A 14,098-nucleotide genomic window follows, 5' to 3' on the forward strand; every position below is an offset into this window, starting at 1 on the left:
GACCCACCGGCCACCCGACGACCCCGCAGGAGAACTGCCCATGGCACAGCACCGATCGGGCGACGGCGGAGCCCCGACGATGCGCGACGTGGCCGCCAGCGCCGGCGTCAGTGCCATGACGGTCTCCCGGGTGCTCAAGAACGACGCCCGGGTCAGCGAGCCGGCACGGGAGCGCGTGCTCGCCGCCGTCGAAGAGCTCGGCTACCGGCGCAACGAGACGGCGCGCAGCCTGCGTCTCGGCGGCAGCGGAATGATCGGACTGGTCGTCACCAACCTCGCCAACCCGTTCTACTCGCGTCTGGCCCTCGGTGTGCAGGAGGTGGCGTCCGAGCACGGTCTGCGGGTGCTGCTGAGCAACACCGCGGAGCAGGTCGACAAGGAGCGCGGGCTCGTCGAGGACCTGGCGTCCCGTCAGGTCGACGGCATGATCGTCGTCCCGGCCGGCAGCAGCCACCGTCACCTGGCGCCCGCCGCGCTGCGCGGCATGCCGATCGTCCTGGCATCCCGGCCGCCCGCCGGGATGGACGCCGACTGCGTCCTGGTCGACGACTTCGGCGGCGCCGAGCAGGCCACCGGACAGCTCATCGCGGACGGTCACCGCCGGATCGGCTTCCTCGGCAACCCGCCCGCCCTGTACACCGGTGCGGAACGGTTCCGCGGCTACTGGGCCGCCCACGAGAGCGCCGGAATCGAACCCGACGAGAGCCAGGTACGACGTGGTCTCACCGATGTACCCACCGCCGAGGCCGCCGCACGCACGCTCCTCGACGCGCCCGACGCGCCGACGGCTCTCTTCTGCACCAACAACCGTCTGACGCAGGGGGCCATCCGCGCCGTGCGGGCACTCGGCAGACCGGTCGCGCTCGCCGGCTTCGACGACTTCGACCTCGCCGACGTCCTCGGTCTGCCGCTGACCATCGTCTCGTACGACGCCGACGAGATCGGCCGGCGGGCGGGCCAGATGCTCATCGACCGGATCAACGGCTCGCCCACCGAGCCGATCCCGGCCCGCAGAACCGTCGTCCCCACCCACGTCATCCGCTACGGGACGCACTGACCCGGCCCCTGCCGCCCCTCGCACGGCACCGGCTTGCCCTTTTCGCCTCCCGTCATCCCTCACGGAGTTCCCATGCACCACGACCGAACGGTCACCGAACGCCGGCTCGCCCGCGTACTGGACCAGCGCCTGCGGCCCGCGGTGTACCGCGAGAGCCTGCCGCTGGACGTCGCGATCTGGAACGTCAGAGGCGAGCCCGTGCCCGTGTCCGAAGGAATCGCCGCGCCGTACGAACCGGTCCGCACCGGCGCGACGTGGGGACCGGCCTGGTCCACCAGCTGGTTCCGGGTCAGCGGGACGGTGCCCGCCGCATGGGCCGGCAGGCGGGTCGAGGCGGTGCTGGACCTCGGCTTCGGCACCACCCAGCCGGGCTTCTCCGCGGAGGGCCTCGTATACCGCGCGGACGGAACACCGGTCAAGGCTCTCAATCCCCGCAACGCGTGGCTCCCGATCGCCGAACCAGCCCGCGGGGGCGAGGAGTTCGTCTACTACGTCGAGGCGGCCGCCAATCCGGTCATCTTCGACTCGGGTTCCGGCGGCGACCCGTTCGTCCCGACCCGGGCAGGCGGTGTCGCGCCCTGGCTGCACGGCGACGGGGCTCCGGACGAGCCGCTCTACCGGCTCAACCGGATGGACCTCGCCGTCTTCGACTCCGTCGTGTGGGAACTCGTACAGGACCTGGACGTGCTCGGCGGGCTGATGCACCAACTCCCCGAGGACTCCACCCGGCGCCGGCAACTGGCGCACGCCCTGGACCGTGCCCTGGACGTCATCGACCTCCAGGAGATCGGCGGCAGCGCCGCGCACGCTCGCGAGATCCTCGCCCCCGCGCTGGCCTCCCCCGCTCACGCGGGCGCCCACCGCGTCTCCGCCGTGGGCCACGCGCACATCGACACCGCCTGGCTCTGGCCCGTACGCGAGACGGTCCGCAAGGCGGCCCGGACCGTCTCGAACGTCACCGCGCTGATGGACGACCACCCCGGCTTCCGCTTCGTCATGTCGCAGGCACAGCAGCTGGCCTGGCTCAAGGAGCAGCGGCCGGAGGTGTTCGCCCGGGTGGTCGAGAAGGTGCGCACCGGGCAGTTCCTGCCCACGGGCAGCCTCTGGGTGGAGCCCGACACGAATCTCTCCGGCGGGGAGTCGCTGGTCCGGCAGTTCGTGCACGGGAAGCGCTTCTACCTGGAGGAGTTCGGGGTCGAGACGAAGGACATGTGGCTGCCCGACACGTTCGGATACAACGCGGCCCTGCCGCAGCTCATGAAGCTGGCCGGTATCGAGTGGTTCCTCACCCAGAAGATCTCCTGGAACACCACCAACGCCTTCCCCCACCACACCTTCTGGTGGGAGGGCATCGACGGGACCCGCATCTTCAGCCACTTCCCTCCCGTCGACTCCTACAACGGCGACCTCTCCGGCGCCGACATCGGACACACCGAGCGCAACTTCCGGGACAAGGGCGCGGCCAACCGTTCGCTCGTCCCCTTCGGCTACGGCGACGGCGGCGGTGGTCCCACCCGCGAGATGCTGGCACGGGCGCAAAGGCTGGAGAACCTCGAAGGCTCGGCCCGGCTGGAGATGGAGGGCCCGGAGGAGTTCTTCACCAAGGCCCGGGAGGAGTACGCGGACGCCCCTGTCTGGGTCGGCGAGCTCTACCTCGAACTGCACCGCGGCACGCTCACCAGCCAGCTCGCCACCAAACAGGGCAACCGGCGCAGCGAACACCTGCTCAGGGAGGCCGAGCTGTGGGCGGCGACCGCGGCCGTGCGCACCGGCCGGCCGTACCCGTACGAACTGCTCGACCGGGTGTGGAAGACCGTGCTCCTCCACCAGTTCCACGACATCCTGCCGGGTACGTCGATCGCCTGGGTGCACCGCGAGGCCGAGGAGACGTACGCGGAGGTGGCCCGCGAACTCGGGGAGGTCATCGACACCGCCCAGCGCAGCCTCGCGGCGGGCGGGAGCGGCAGCGGGACAAGCGGTGAGACGGTGTTCAACGGGGCGCCGCATGCCCGGGACGGCGTTCCCGCGCTCGGCGCCTCACCACGGGCGCGGGCTGCCGGCCCCGTCGCCGCCCTGCCCACCGAGGACGGCGGGTTCGTCCTGGACAACGGCCTCGTACGCATCACGGTGGATGCCCGGGGCCTGGTGACCTCCGCGCTCGACCTGACGGCCGGACGCGAGGCGCTCGCGCCGGGCACGGTCGGTAACCTCCTCCAACTGCACCAGGACTTCCCGAACCAGTGGGACGCCTGGGACGTCGACCCGTTCTACCGCAACACCGTGCGCGACCTGACCGAGGCCGACGAGGTCGGTGCGGTCCCCGGCGGCGTACGGGTGGTGCGCAGCTTCAACGCCTCCCGCATCACCCAGGTGCTGCGCCTCGGAGAGGGAAGCCGCCGTCTCGACATCGAGACGGACGTCGACTGGCAGGAGTGCGAGAAGATCCTCAAGGCCGCCTTCCCGCTCGACGTACGGGCGGCGGAGTCGAGTGCCGAGATCCCCTTCGGTCATGTCCGGCGCCCCACGCACGGCAACACCTCGTGGGACAGCGCCCGGTTCGAGATCTGCGCCCACCGCTACCTGCACCTCGCGGAGCCCGGCTGGGGCGCGGCCCTGGTCAACGACTCCAGCTACGGCCACGACGTGACGCGGGACGTCCGCCCCGACGGCGGAACCACCACGACGGCGCGGGTCTCGCTGCTGCGGGCCCCGCTCTTCCCGGACCCCGACTGTGACCGGGGTGAACACCGTCTGCGGTACGGGCTGGTCCTCGGCGCGGACATCCATGACGCGATCCGCGAGGGATATCACTTCAACCTGCCCGAACGCGCCGTCCCCGGTGGTGCGGCTGTCGAGCCGCTGGTGCGAACCGATGAGGACGGTGTCGTCATCGAGGCGGTCAAACTCGCGGACGACCGTTCGGGCGACGTGGTCGTCCGCCTCTACGAGTCCGCGGGCGGTCGCGTGCGGACCACCCTCAGGGCCGGTTTCCCTGTGGCCTCTGCACGGATCACGGACCTGTTGGAGCGCGATCTGGAGGGTGCGGCGGCACCGGCCTTCCGCGGATCCGAGGTGACGCTCTCGCTTCGCCCGTTCCAGATCCTGACCCTGCGCCTGGTACCCGCCGGAAACGACGCCTCGCCCGCCGACGCGGGCTGAGGGCCGTAGCTGCCGGGGCGTGGTCCGAGAGGAGTTCCGTCCGCCCGGAGCCGGGGAGCGGGCGGGACTCCCCGTGCACGGCCTGAGCGCTCCGCGGCGGCCGGCGTCCCGCGGAGAAGCGACGAACCACCCGTCGAGGGGACACTTGCCCCGGCAGTGCCGGTGAGCCGCCCTGGTCCTGCTGCGCAGGCCGTCGCGTGCGGGGAGTGCCAGGATGTTCCCATGGATGTCCGGACAAGAAACCATGTATCGGTGACGGGCCGGGAAGGCGGTCCGGTGGTCATGCTGGCCCATGGTTTCGGATGTGATCAGAACCTCTGGCGTCTCGTAGCGCCCGCCCTGGAGGAGCACTTTCGGGTGGTCCTCTTCGATCACGTGGGGGCGGGGCGCTCCGATCTGTCCGCCTGGAGCCCGGAGCGGTACTCCACGCTGGATGGTTATGCGCAGGACGTCATCGAAATATGCCGGGAGCTCGGCCTCGGTCCCGTGGCCTTCGTCGGGCATTCGGTCAGTTCCATGATCGGCGTCCTCGCGGCCGTGCGGGAGCCCGGCCTCTTCGACAAGCTGATCCTCCTCACCCCGTCGCCCTCGTACATCGACGACGGTGACTACCACGGCGGATTCAGCGAGCTGGACATCGACGAGCTGCTCGAGTCGCTGGAAAGCAACTACCTCGGCTGGTCCGCGACCATGGCACCGGTGATCATGGGCACCCCGGAACGCCCCGAACTCGGTGAGGAGCTCACCAACAGCTTCTGCCGAACGGATCCGGACATCGCACGGGTATTCGCGCGAGCCACCTTCCTCTCCGACAACCGCGCGGATCTCGCCAAGGTGACCGTGGCGACGCTCATCGCCGAGAGCGCGCGCGACACCATCGCTCCGCGTGAGGTGGGCGCCTTCGTCCACGCGCAGATCCCCGGCAGCCGACTGGTCACTCTGGACTCGACGGGCCACTGCCCCCAGCTGAGCGCCCCCGAGGAGACGACCCGGGCGATCACCGCCTTTCTGCAGGGGCCGTGACGGTGAACCCGGGCGGCGAGGAGGCCAACGGCTTGTGGGCGGCCGGGGACCGCGACCAGGAACAGCTGTCGTTCGCCGCCCTGCTGGAGGACAGCGCGGAGGACCTGTACGAGAACGCGCCCTGCGGCTACCTCTCCACGCTGATGGACGGGCGGATCGCCAAGGTCAACGGAACCCTGCTGAAGTGGCTCGGCTACCGCCGGGAGGAACTGGTGGGCCACAGGAAGTTCCCCGACCTGTTGACCATCGGCGGCAGGCTCTACCACGAGACGCATTTCTCGCCGTTGCTGCACATGCAGGGTGAGGTCAACGGCATCGCGCTGGAGCTCAAGGCCGCCGACGGGAGCCGGCTGCCCGTCCTGGTCACTTCCAAGGTCAAGCAGGACCGGGACGGTGAACCGCTGCTGATCCGCACCACCCTCCTGGATGCCCGGGACCGGCGTGCCTACGAGCGTGAGCTCCTGCGCGCCCGGCAGGAGGCCGAGCGCGACCGTGAACGGCTGCAGCGCCTCGCCACGACTCTGCAGCGCACCCTGATCCCGCCTGCGCTCGAACCGGTTCCGGGCCTGGACGTCGCCGAGCACTATCACATCGCTTCCTCGGACGAGGTGGGCGGGGATTTCTACGATCTGTTCCCGCTGGCCCACGGACGATGGGGCTTCTTCATGGGGGACGTGCGCGGCAAGGGCGCCGACGCGGCCGTGGTGACGTCACTGGCGCGGTACACCCTGCGAGCCGCTGCCGTCTCCGACCCGGAACCGGCTGCGGTCCTGGCCAACCTCAACACCGCACTCAACCTCCAGCCGCAGGAGGACGAGCCCCGGTTCTGCACGGTGATCTTCGGCCTGCTGACCTGCGCGGGCAACGGCACGGGAGTGCACATCGTGCTGGCCGGCGGCGGGCACCCCCCTGCCGTGCTGTTGCGTGCCGACGGCAGTGCCGAGTACCAACCCACTCCGGGCGGCCAGTTGGCAGGAGTCGTCCAGGACGCCCAGTTCACCACGGTCACCGTTGAGCTGCGTCCCGGCGACACCCTGCTGCTCTACACCGACGGTCTGACCGAAGCGCGTACCTCGAACGCAGGCGAACGCTATGGCGAGGAGGCCCTCCTCGGCTTCGTCCGGGCCCTCGCACCCGCCTCCGCCACCGGCGTCGTCAAAGCTCTCACCGGCCTCCTGGACTCGTTCGGTGAAGGACTCGACGACGACACCGCGCTCCTGGCGATGAGCGTTCCCCCGGCCGGACGATGAGCGGAACCGGGGCCGCGGGGCTTCTCCTTCCCCTCCGGTCACGCGATGACCGCCACCACCTCGTTCGCCGTACTGCTCCTCGTAGTGCTGCCGCTGGTGCCCCGTGGCCTGCAGAGAAGCCTCTGTCGGAGCGTGTCGGTGCTCTCGGTCCCGGGCGTGGGTTTCACCCGGACCGCGCTGGGCGTCCACTGGTTCAGCGACGTGGTCGGCGGGGGCAGGCCAGACTGTCCCCATGGCACAGCAACGGTTGCACTTCGACGGATGGATCGGAGCCGTCGGCACGGCCTCCGGGACGCGGCTCGTGTGGGGGCATTGGCCACGGTCGCCGTTCGGGGCGTTCAGCGATGTCATGATCGAGCACCCGGACGGCGAGCGCCGTCTGCTCGCCCCCTCCCGCCGGATCGCCGCATTCGTCGCGGACACCTACACGTTCGAGCACGTGGAGGTGGTGCCGGTGGAGGTCAGGCATGACGGTAACCGCTGGCACGTCAGTGCGGGGCCGCTCGTACTGGACCTCGTCACCGGTTCCCGGAGCGTCCTGGGGCGGCTGCTGTGCGCGGTGCCGGCGCCCCTGGCCCGCAGCCGCACCTGGGCCGCCGTCTGCGACGTACCGGCCCGCCTGCTGCCGGGTGTCCGCACGCTGGGGCGCGCAGGCCCGGACCGCCGTGAGTGGTACGGGGCCCGGGACCTGCACCGTGTGCGTGCGGCAACGGCGGTGCTGGGCGGCCGGAACCTCGGCGGACTCGCTCCCGTCGAGCCCCCGGTCACCTTCGGTTTCGGGTCGGCACCCCGCGTCCCGTCGGTCGTCCGGGTCACCTCCACCGTGGAGATCACCGGGGCCCCGGGCCACCGTCCGGCCTCCACCGGCTGACGGCCCATGAGCACCGGTGGGCGGCCCCGTGACCGGCCGGCCGGAGCCCTGTCGTCCGGGCCCGAGCGCGTGGGTTAGCCTTGCCGACGCAATCCGACACGGGGTGCCCCGACCAGCGGGGCTGAGATCACACCCGTCGAACCTGAACCAGTTAGCACTGGCGGAGGGATGTCATCGATGTCATTTCCACCTGCTCCGAGCGGCCCCGCAACCACCGGCCACCCGCCCGTACTCGACGGGCCAACGAGCTCCGCCTCCGGTGATCTGCGCATTGAGACCCGCGGGATCGCCCCGGTCCCCGAGTCTCACCGCTACGGTGCTCCGGGGCGGCTGTTCACCGTGTGGTTCGCCCCGAACCTCACGATGACGGGCGTCTTCACCGGCACGATCGGCATCGTCCTCGGGCTGGACTTCACCACCGCACTGGTGGCTGTCGTCCTCGGCACCCTCGTGGGCGCCGCGCCGACCGCGTACCTCGGGACCTGGGGCAGTCTCACGGGTACGGGGCAACTCCCGCTGGCGCGGCTCGCTTTCGGCCGGGCCGTTGCCGTGCCGGGGGTACTGCAGTGGCTGTCGTCGGTCGCGTGGGACGCGCTGATCGGCCTCTTCGGCGGGGACGCGCTGGCTCGACTGTGCGGATGGCCGTTCTGGCTGGGCGTGCTCGCGATGATGGTGGGGCAGGGCCTGCTCGGTGTCTTCGGCTACGAGGCGATACACCGACTGCAGAAGATCATGACCTTCGTGCTGGCCGCCGCCTTCGTCGCGCTGGCCGTCAAGCTCCTCGACGGCATCGACCCCACCACCAGCGGGTCGGTACACGGCGCCGACCGCGCCGGCGCCTTCGTGCTCACCAGCACCATCGCGCTCAGCCTCGCACTGTCCTGGGCCCCGTACGCCAGCGACTTCAGCCGGTACCTGCCACGGTCCGCCTCCCGCCCCCGCATGTTCTGGTACACGCTTCTCGGTCTCTCGGTCTCCTTCGTCGCGGTGCAGGCGCTCGGCCTGTGGGGAGCATCCGCCTTCACCGACCAGACCGCGAAGGGCGTCGACGAGCTGCTGGGAGGCGGCGCGCTCGGCGCGTTCGGACTGCTGGCCGTCGCGCTGGCGGCGCTGTGCAGCAACGCGATGAACGACTACAGCGGCTCTCTGGCCCTTCAGACCGTCGGGGTGCCCGTCCCACGGCCGCTGGCGGCGGCGCTCTCTGCCGTACTCGGCTTCCCGCTGGTGCTGTGGATGCACGCCGCGGACACCACGGCCCGCTTCCAGAACGTGCTGCTGTTCGTCGGTTACTGGATACCCGGATTCGTGGCGGTGGTGGCCGTCGACTGGTTCGCGCGCGCCAGGGCGAGGGGCGGAGCTCCGTTCGAGCCGGCTGTCGAGGGCGACCGCCCCCAGCCGTGGGTACCCGCTCTCGTGGCGTTCGTCGTCGCTTTCGGCGCGGCGGTTCCGTTCATGGACACGAGCCTGTACGTGGGGCCGGTGGCCGCGGCTCTGCACGGCGCGGACCTGGCGTACTACGTCGCGTTCGTCGCGGCGCTCGCCGTCTACGCACCTGTGCGGCTGCGCCGCCGCTGATCCGGTGGGGTCACTGGACGGGTGTGCGCCCGCGCTCCGGACACGGGATGATCGCGGCCATGATGATGACTCATGAGGGCTGCTCGCCGACCGTCCATCCCACGGCCTATGTCGCTCCGACCGCCACGCTGTGCGGGGACGTGCGGGTGGGCGCCGGGTGCCGGGTGCTGTTCGGTGCGGTGCTCACCGCCGAGGGCGGGCCGGTGGAGGTCGGCGAGGGCAGCATCGTGATGGAGAACGCGGTCCTGCGGGGTACCCGGCGGGACCCGCTGGTGCTGGGGCGGCAGGTGCTGGTGGGCCCCACCTCCAGCCTGGCCGGCTGCCGGGTCGAGGACGAGGTCTTCCTGGCCACCGGCAGCCGCGTCTTCAACGGCGCACGGATCGGCAGCCGCTCCGAAGTGCGGATCAACGGCATCGTGCATCTGCGCACGGTGCTGCCGGCCGACTCGACGGTACCGATCGGCTGGGTGGCCGTCGGTGACCCGGCGCGCATTCTCCCGCCGGAGGACCACGACGGGATCTGGGGGGTGCAGAAGGAACTGGACTTCCCCGGTTACGTATTCGGCCTCGACCGCCCGGCCGAGGGCGAGAGCCTGATGCCGGCGATCTCGGAACGTCTCGGCCGCGGCCTCGGGCGTCACAGCGACGACCGCCGGATCTGAGCCCCGCGCGAGGCCCTCCGGCCTGCCGTCCACCGCCCGGCCTCACCGGGCGGGACCCGATGTGTGGGCCTGCGGCGCCACCCCGAGGGACGGGCCCCGCTGCTCCCGCACGGTCGATGCTCAGACGTTGACTCGCGGGACGCTCTCGTTCCAGGTGCGGGAGAAGACCCTGCGGCCGTCCTCGTAGCCGTCCAAGGTGGCATCGACGTGGAAATCGGTCTCGTCCGACGTCAGTACCGTGCGCGTCTCCACCCGGACATCCCATCCGGGACGCCTGAACCGCATGGTCCAGGCCGCCTCACCGCTCACCGATCCGAAGTCGTCGGCGATGGAGGTGTACTTCTCGCAGGCCCTCAACCCGACCTCGATCCCGTTCTCCTCGTACCTCTGCACTCCCCGGTCCTTCACGATGTCGAGGGAGGAGTGGTAGTCGACGAGGTCCCTGGACACGGTCCATGCCTGTTCGGGCTCCGTCAACTGGGTGACCTCCGAGGGTTCGCACCCCTCGGGCTCGCCGAAAGGCGCCAACGGCACGTCGTCCGGGGCCGCCGCGGGCCGGACCGGCAGGGTGAGGGAGCTCCCGGTCTCATGAACGCTCAGCCGGGCAGGTGAGGGCGCCGGCCAGACGAGCGGCCAGTACGAGGTCGAGAGCGAGAGGCGCACGCGGTGTCCGGCGGGGAATACCTGGGCGACTCCGTTGAGCGGGATCCGGACCCGATAGACCCTGCCGGGTTCGAGTGGCTCAAGAGCGCCGTCACTCGATCGGTGCGCGAGGTTGAGCACCCCGTAGGTCACCCGGGTCGCACGGCCGTCGGGCGCGACGTCCGACAGGCGGACGGTGACCTGCGCCGCCCGGTTCGACGAGGACACCAGCAGTTCCGCGGCTGGGGCGCCGAGGATCTCCAGTCGTTCCGTCAGGGGCTGCGTATCGAAGACGAGTGAGCCGCCGTCCTCCTCACGCTGGTCGTACGGCAGATCCGGCGGGGCGTTGTAGGAGGCCCACTTCCCGGCGAACTGACCTACGGAGAGCGGCGATTGGATCGAGTGCACGAGCCCGGCGGATTCGCCCGCGTCCGCCGGCCCGGGGCCCTGCCCTTCGCACACGATGGAGCGGTCACGCAGGGGGTGGACCACCTCCTCGATGTTGGGCGACGGCCAGTCCGGCTCGCCCACCCAGCGCCCCGGGCGCTCCTGGTAGGAGGTGGACGGCGGCACGCTCTCCTGCATCCAGGCCCTGATCATGGGGCCGTCCATGACGCCGTTGTCGATGCCCTTGAGCCAGCGGTCCCACCACCGGACCACCTCTTGGAGGTACCCGATGGCCGGTCCCGGTTCACCGAGGTGCGGGAGCTTGTGCGACCAGGGGCCGATCAGCCCCTTGCGGGGTACGTCGACACGGCTCAGGAGACGTGTCACCGCGTTGGAGTACCCGTCCGCCCAGCCGCTGGAGGCGAGCACGGGACAACGCAACGCCCGGTAGTCCTCGCTGAGCGAGGCGTGGCGCCAGTAGTCGTCACGGTGCTGATGCCGCAGCCATTCGAGTACCCACGGTCGAGCGGCTTCCAGCCGCTGGTTCCACATGTCGCGCCAGCACTCGCCGACCACGTCCGGATCGGGAGGGCAGGTGGCATAGGCGAACATCGTCCCGGCCTCGGCCAGGTTGTCGGACAGCATGGCGCCGCCGACGTAGTGCATGTCGTCCGCGTACCTGTCGTCGGTGAAGGAGGCGATGACGATGGCACGCAGGCTCGGCGGCTGCCGGGCGGCGACCTGGAGCGCCGAGAAGGCGCCCCACGAGATGCCCATCATCCCCGTACTGCCGTCGCACCAGGACTGCTCGGCGAGCCAGGCGAGCACTTCTTCGGCATCGCGCTGTTCCCGTTCCAGGTACTCGTCCCGAAGGACCCCTTCCGACTCCCCCGTGCCTCGCAGGTCGACCCGCACGCAGGCATAGCCATGGCCGGCGATGTAGGGGTGGTGGATTGCGTCGCGGGTGGAGGTCAGGTCGTTCTTCCGGTAAGGAATGGCCTCCAGGATCGCCGGGACAGGTTCGGCGTCCGACCCGGTGGGGCGCCAGACCCTCGCTGACAGCCGGACGCCGTCCGACATGGTGATGGTGACATGGTCCTCCTTCCGAACCGCGTACGGCAGTTGACCGACATGTCGCATTCCGATGGCCTGCTCCCTCCTGCTCCTGTCCCCGTTCACGGCGTCTCCCGGTCACGGCCGCCCGGAGCCGTTTCGTCGAAGGTGAGGCCCAACGCGGCGACGCACTGGTCGAACTTGCGCCGCAGGCCCTTCTCGTCGTCCGCTCCGGTGAAGATGTGCGCGACCTCGTAGCTGTAGCTGTCCTGCTGGGACACGGAGGAGAGCTTCTGCCCTTCGGCGGGCACGACGTCGATGCGCACTCCGGGGATGCGGCGTTCGACGGCAGCGAGGTCGGACGGTGTGGGCACGTGGTGCACCTTGCCTTCGCCGAACCAGCGGTAGTACCACTTGGCGGCCATGCGGTACGGCCCCTGGCCACGGGGCGCCGCAGGATCGAGTCCGAGCGCGAGACGGATCATCCTGTGGTGATTGGCGGTTCCGTCGACATACGCGAAGAGCTCCGCATGTGACTGGGAATGCCTTGGATTTATCTCCAGCAGGCTGATCTCCTCGGTCTTCGGGTCATAGAAGTACTCGATGCTGAATGTGGCTGAATCCATTCCTATCTGTCGCATCGTTCGCCGGCTCACCTCATGCAGCTTCCGGATCACCTTCGGAGGGAGCGCGCTCGGGTACTGGTGGCGCAGGAAACAAGGCGACCCCGGGTAGTTGATCGAGTCGAGCACTCCGTAGACGGTGACTTCTCCTTCGTGGACATAGCCTTCCACGGCCACTTGGAGACCGGTCATGGCCTCCTCCGCAAGACAGACCTGGCCGCCCACACCGGCCATTTCCGGAGGCAGTTCGAGCAGGCTGAGCACTGCGTCGAACGGCCTTCCGACCCGGCCGATCCCCTGTCGTATCCGGTCGACGGCCGCGCGGAACTCCGTGATGTCCGCGACCGAGTAGGCGAGTTCCGAGGAGTAGGCGAGAGCAGGCTTGAGCCACATGGGAAAGGCCACGCCGTCGGGCGGCCGGGGGTCCGCGCTGTCGAGGTCCACCCGTCCGAAGTTCGGGTAGGCGTCGATGACCTTCCGCTGTTCCAGCCTGCTCCAGTACTTGTGCTCGCATTTGACGACGGATTCCAGGCTGGTGGTACGTGTGTGGTACTCCCGGCCCAGCATCGGCACGAGCGTGCTGACCGGGAAGTCCCAGTAGCCGACGATCGCGTCGATGCTGCCGTCATGCGCGTCGAGGACCGCGCGGGCCCGGCTCATCAGATCGGCGACCGAGACCTCGCCCTCCTGCAGCTCCTGGATGCTGAGCAGGGGATGGAACCTGTACGTGTCGGCGTCCGGGACAGCGTTCAGCGTCGGCAGGTTGGCGTCATCGAGCCCGAGCACGAAGATGTTCCGCTGGTGGGACACGGCGTTGTCCTTTCGTGAGGGTTCACGACGCGTACCCGCCCCACGCGCTCCGAACCGGCGTCCGAGAACCGGCTGGCCGAGTTCTGCAGAGCACACAACTGCGGGGTGCCCCCGGCCTGTTGGCCGGGGGCACCCCGCACTGCTGACTGGTCGTCGACGACTACCAGCGGTACCAGCGGCCACGGTGGCCGCCCGCTCCCACAGAACGCATGACAAAGCCGAGCAGCCACACAGCCAGCACGATCACTGCCACGATCCACAAGGCCTTCAATGCGAATCCGGCACCGAAGAGAACGAGAGCGAGCAGGAGAACAAGAAGCAGGGGAACCATGTTTATCAACCTCCAGGACCTCGAATACCCGGACCACCACCTCTCATGCATCCGAAACTGCGGGTTTCCCCGCCGGGACCACGGGAACAATTTGCCGCTCGGCCGTGCAGCTTTCTCCCCTCTACGCCCGCTCTCCTCCTTCCGCGAACTCTCCGGGACACAGATGCATGAGGACGGGGAGGCAGGGCAGGCGGTCTCCCGAGAGAGCGTCACCGCTTTTGCACGGGGCGCCGACACCGTCCGCCGATTCACGTGCGGAAGGTGAAGAATCTCTATGAAGGAGCCATTTCATGAGTGACAACATCTGGGGCTACCAGCCGACCGCCAACTACACCGCGGGCACCGACCTGATCGGATACAAGGTCGAAGCCACCGACGGGAGCATCGGAAAGGTCGACAAGCACTCGGACGAAGTCAACTCCTCGTACCTCGTGGTGGACACCGGTCTCTGGATCTTCGGCAAGCACGTCCTGCTCCCGGCCGGCACGGTACTCAGTGTCGATCCGGACGAACAGCGGATCAACGTCGATCTGACGAAGGACCAGATCAAGAACTCCCCCGAGTTCGACAAGGACAAGCACGTCGGCGACGCCGGATACCACGAGCAGGTCGGGGACTACTACCGCGGCCACCGCCGCACCTGAGTCTCGCGACA

Annotated in this window: 11 protein-coding genes, 1 pseudogene and 1 riboswitch; of the genes and pseudogenes, 9 read left to right on the forward strand and 3 right to left on the reverse strand. The window is 69.6% G+C overall.

The window, feature by feature from the left end; all coding sequences use genetic code 11:
- Positions 1-40: 40 nt before the first annotated feature.
- From EAO72_RS23100 to EAO72_RS23135, 8 genes and pseudogenes are all read left to right on the forward strand, one after another.
- Positions 41-1,057, forward strand: coding sequence for a LacI family DNA-binding transcriptional regulator (locus EAO72_RS23100; RefSeq protein WP_148019188.1), 1,017 nt, complete (start codon positions 41-43; stop codon positions 1,055-1,057).
- A gap of 72 nt (positions 1,058-1,129) precedes the next feature.
- Entirely contained in the window at positions 1,130-4,216 is a 3,087-nt protein-coding gene (locus EAO72_RS23105; protein WP_148019189.1) for an alpha-mannosidase, read from the forward strand.
- Between the two features lie 222 nt (positions 4,217-4,438).
- Positions 4,439-5,239, forward strand: a complete 801-nt coding sequence (locus tag EAO72_RS23110; RefSeq protein ID WP_148019190.1) for an alpha/beta fold hydrolase — start codon at positions 4,439-4,441, stop codon at positions 5,237-5,239.
- Entirely contained in the window at positions 5,236-6,489 is a 1,254-nt protein-coding gene (locus EAO72_RS23115) for a PP2C family protein-serine/threonine phosphatase (protein ID WP_148019191.1), read from the forward strand. The genes EAO72_RS23110 and EAO72_RS23115 overlap by 4 nt, the downstream gene beginning before the upstream one ends.
- Before the next feature lie 18 nt (positions 6,490-6,507).
- Positions 6,508-6,702 (forward strand): annotated as a pseudogene (locus EAO72_RS23120) (phosphatase PAP2 family protein); the annotation flags it as partial.
- Positions 6,703-6,721: 19 nt separating this feature from the next.
- Complete coding sequence (locus EAO72_RS23125; protein ID WP_148019192.1) at positions 6,722-7,360, forward strand: hypothetical protein; 639 nt, start codon at positions 6,722-6,724, stop codon at positions 7,358-7,360.
- Positions 7,361-7,449: 89 nt separating this feature from the next.
- Positions 7,450-7,546, forward strand: a riboswitch (TPP riboswitch).
- The gene (locus EAO72_RS23130) at positions 7,538-8,935 is read left to right on the forward strand and encodes a purine-cytosine permease family protein (protein ID WP_410090490.1); all 1,398 of its coding nucleotides are present in this window, start codon (positions 7,538-7,540) and stop codon (positions 8,933-8,935) included. (Overlaps the previous riboswitch by 9 nt.)
- A 59-nt stretch (positions 8,936-8,994) precedes the next feature.
- A complete protein-coding gene (locus EAO72_RS23135) occupies positions 8,995-9,597 on the forward strand; it encodes a gamma carbonic anhydrase family protein (RefSeq protein ID WP_148019194.1) in 603 nt (200 codons plus the stop codon).
- A 120-nt stretch (positions 9,598-9,717) separates the two neighbouring features.
- On the opposite strand, the gene EAO72_RS23140 is transcribed toward EAO72_RS23135, so the two are convergent.
- From EAO72_RS23140 to EAO72_RS43230, 3 genes are all read right to left on the reverse strand, one after another.
- Positions 9,718-11,766, reverse strand: coding sequence for a CocE/NonD family hydrolase (locus EAO72_RS23140; RefSeq protein WP_148019195.1), 2,049 nt, complete (start codon positions 11,764-11,766; stop codon positions 9,718-9,720).
- Between the two features lie 35 nt (positions 11,767-11,801).
- Positions 11,802-13,112, reverse strand: a complete 1,311-nt coding sequence (locus EAO72_RS23145; RefSeq protein ID WP_148019196.1) for an ATP-grasp domain-containing protein — start codon at positions 13,110-13,112, stop codon at positions 11,802-11,804.
- 160 nt (positions 13,113-13,272) lie between these two features.
- Positions 13,273-13,443: a hydrophobic protein gene (locus EAO72_RS43230; RefSeq protein WP_148019197.1), complete on the reverse strand. Its 171-nt coding sequence runs from the start codon at positions 13,441-13,443 to the stop codon at positions 13,273-13,275.
- Between the two features lie 290 nt (positions 13,444-13,733).
- On the opposite strand from EAO72_RS43230, the gene EAO72_RS23155 reads away from it, so the two are divergent.
- On the forward strand, positions 13,734-14,087 hold the full coding sequence (locus tag EAO72_RS23155; protein WP_148019198.1) for a PRC-barrel domain-containing protein: 354 nt from the start codon (positions 13,734-13,736) through the stop codon (positions 14,085-14,087).
- The last annotated feature ends 11 nt before the right edge of the window (positions 14,088-14,098 follow it).

The organism is Streptomyces sp. OR43, from assembly GCF_008042275.1.
Lineage (GTDB): Bacteria > Actinomycetota > Actinomycetes > Streptomycetales > Streptomycetaceae > Streptomyces.

Excerpts from the sequence above, each read along its gene's own strand:
- EAO72_RS23100 (WP_148019188.1), top strand. The coding sequence starts at position 41 with ATGGCACAGCACCGATCGGGCGACGGCGGAGCCCCGACGATGCGCGAC.
- EAO72_RS23105 (WP_148019189.1), top strand. The coding sequence starts at position 1,130 with ATGCACCACGACCGAACGGTCACCGAACGCCGGCTCGCCCGCGTACTG.
- EAO72_RS23110 (WP_148019190.1), top strand. The coding sequence starts at position 4,439 with ATGGATGTCCGGACAAGAAACCATGTATCGGTGACGGGCCGGGAAGGC.
- EAO72_RS23125 (WP_148019192.1), top strand. The coding sequence starts at position 6,722 with ATGGCACAGCAACGGTTGCACTTCGACGGATGGATCGGAGCCGTCGGC.
- EAO72_RS23130 (WP_410090490.1), top strand. The coding sequence starts at position 7,538 with ATGTCATTTCCACCTGCTCCGAGCGGCCCCGCAACCACCGGCCACCCG.
- EAO72_RS23135 (WP_148019194.1), top strand. The coding sequence starts at position 8,995 with ATGATGATGACTCATGAGGGCTGCTCGCCGACCGTCCATCCCACGGCC.
- EAO72_RS23140 (WP_148019195.1), bottom strand. The coding sequence starts at position 11,766 with ATGCGACATGTCGGTCAACTGCCGTACGCGGTTCGGAAGGAGGACCAT.
- EAO72_RS43230 (WP_148019197.1), bottom strand. The coding sequence starts at position 13,443 with ATGGTTCCCCTGCTTCTTGTTCTCCTGCTCGCTCTCGTTCTCTTCGGT.
- EAO72_RS23155 (WP_148019198.1), top strand. The coding sequence starts at position 13,734 with ATGAGTGACAACATCTGGGGCTACCAGCCGACCGCCAACTACACCGCG.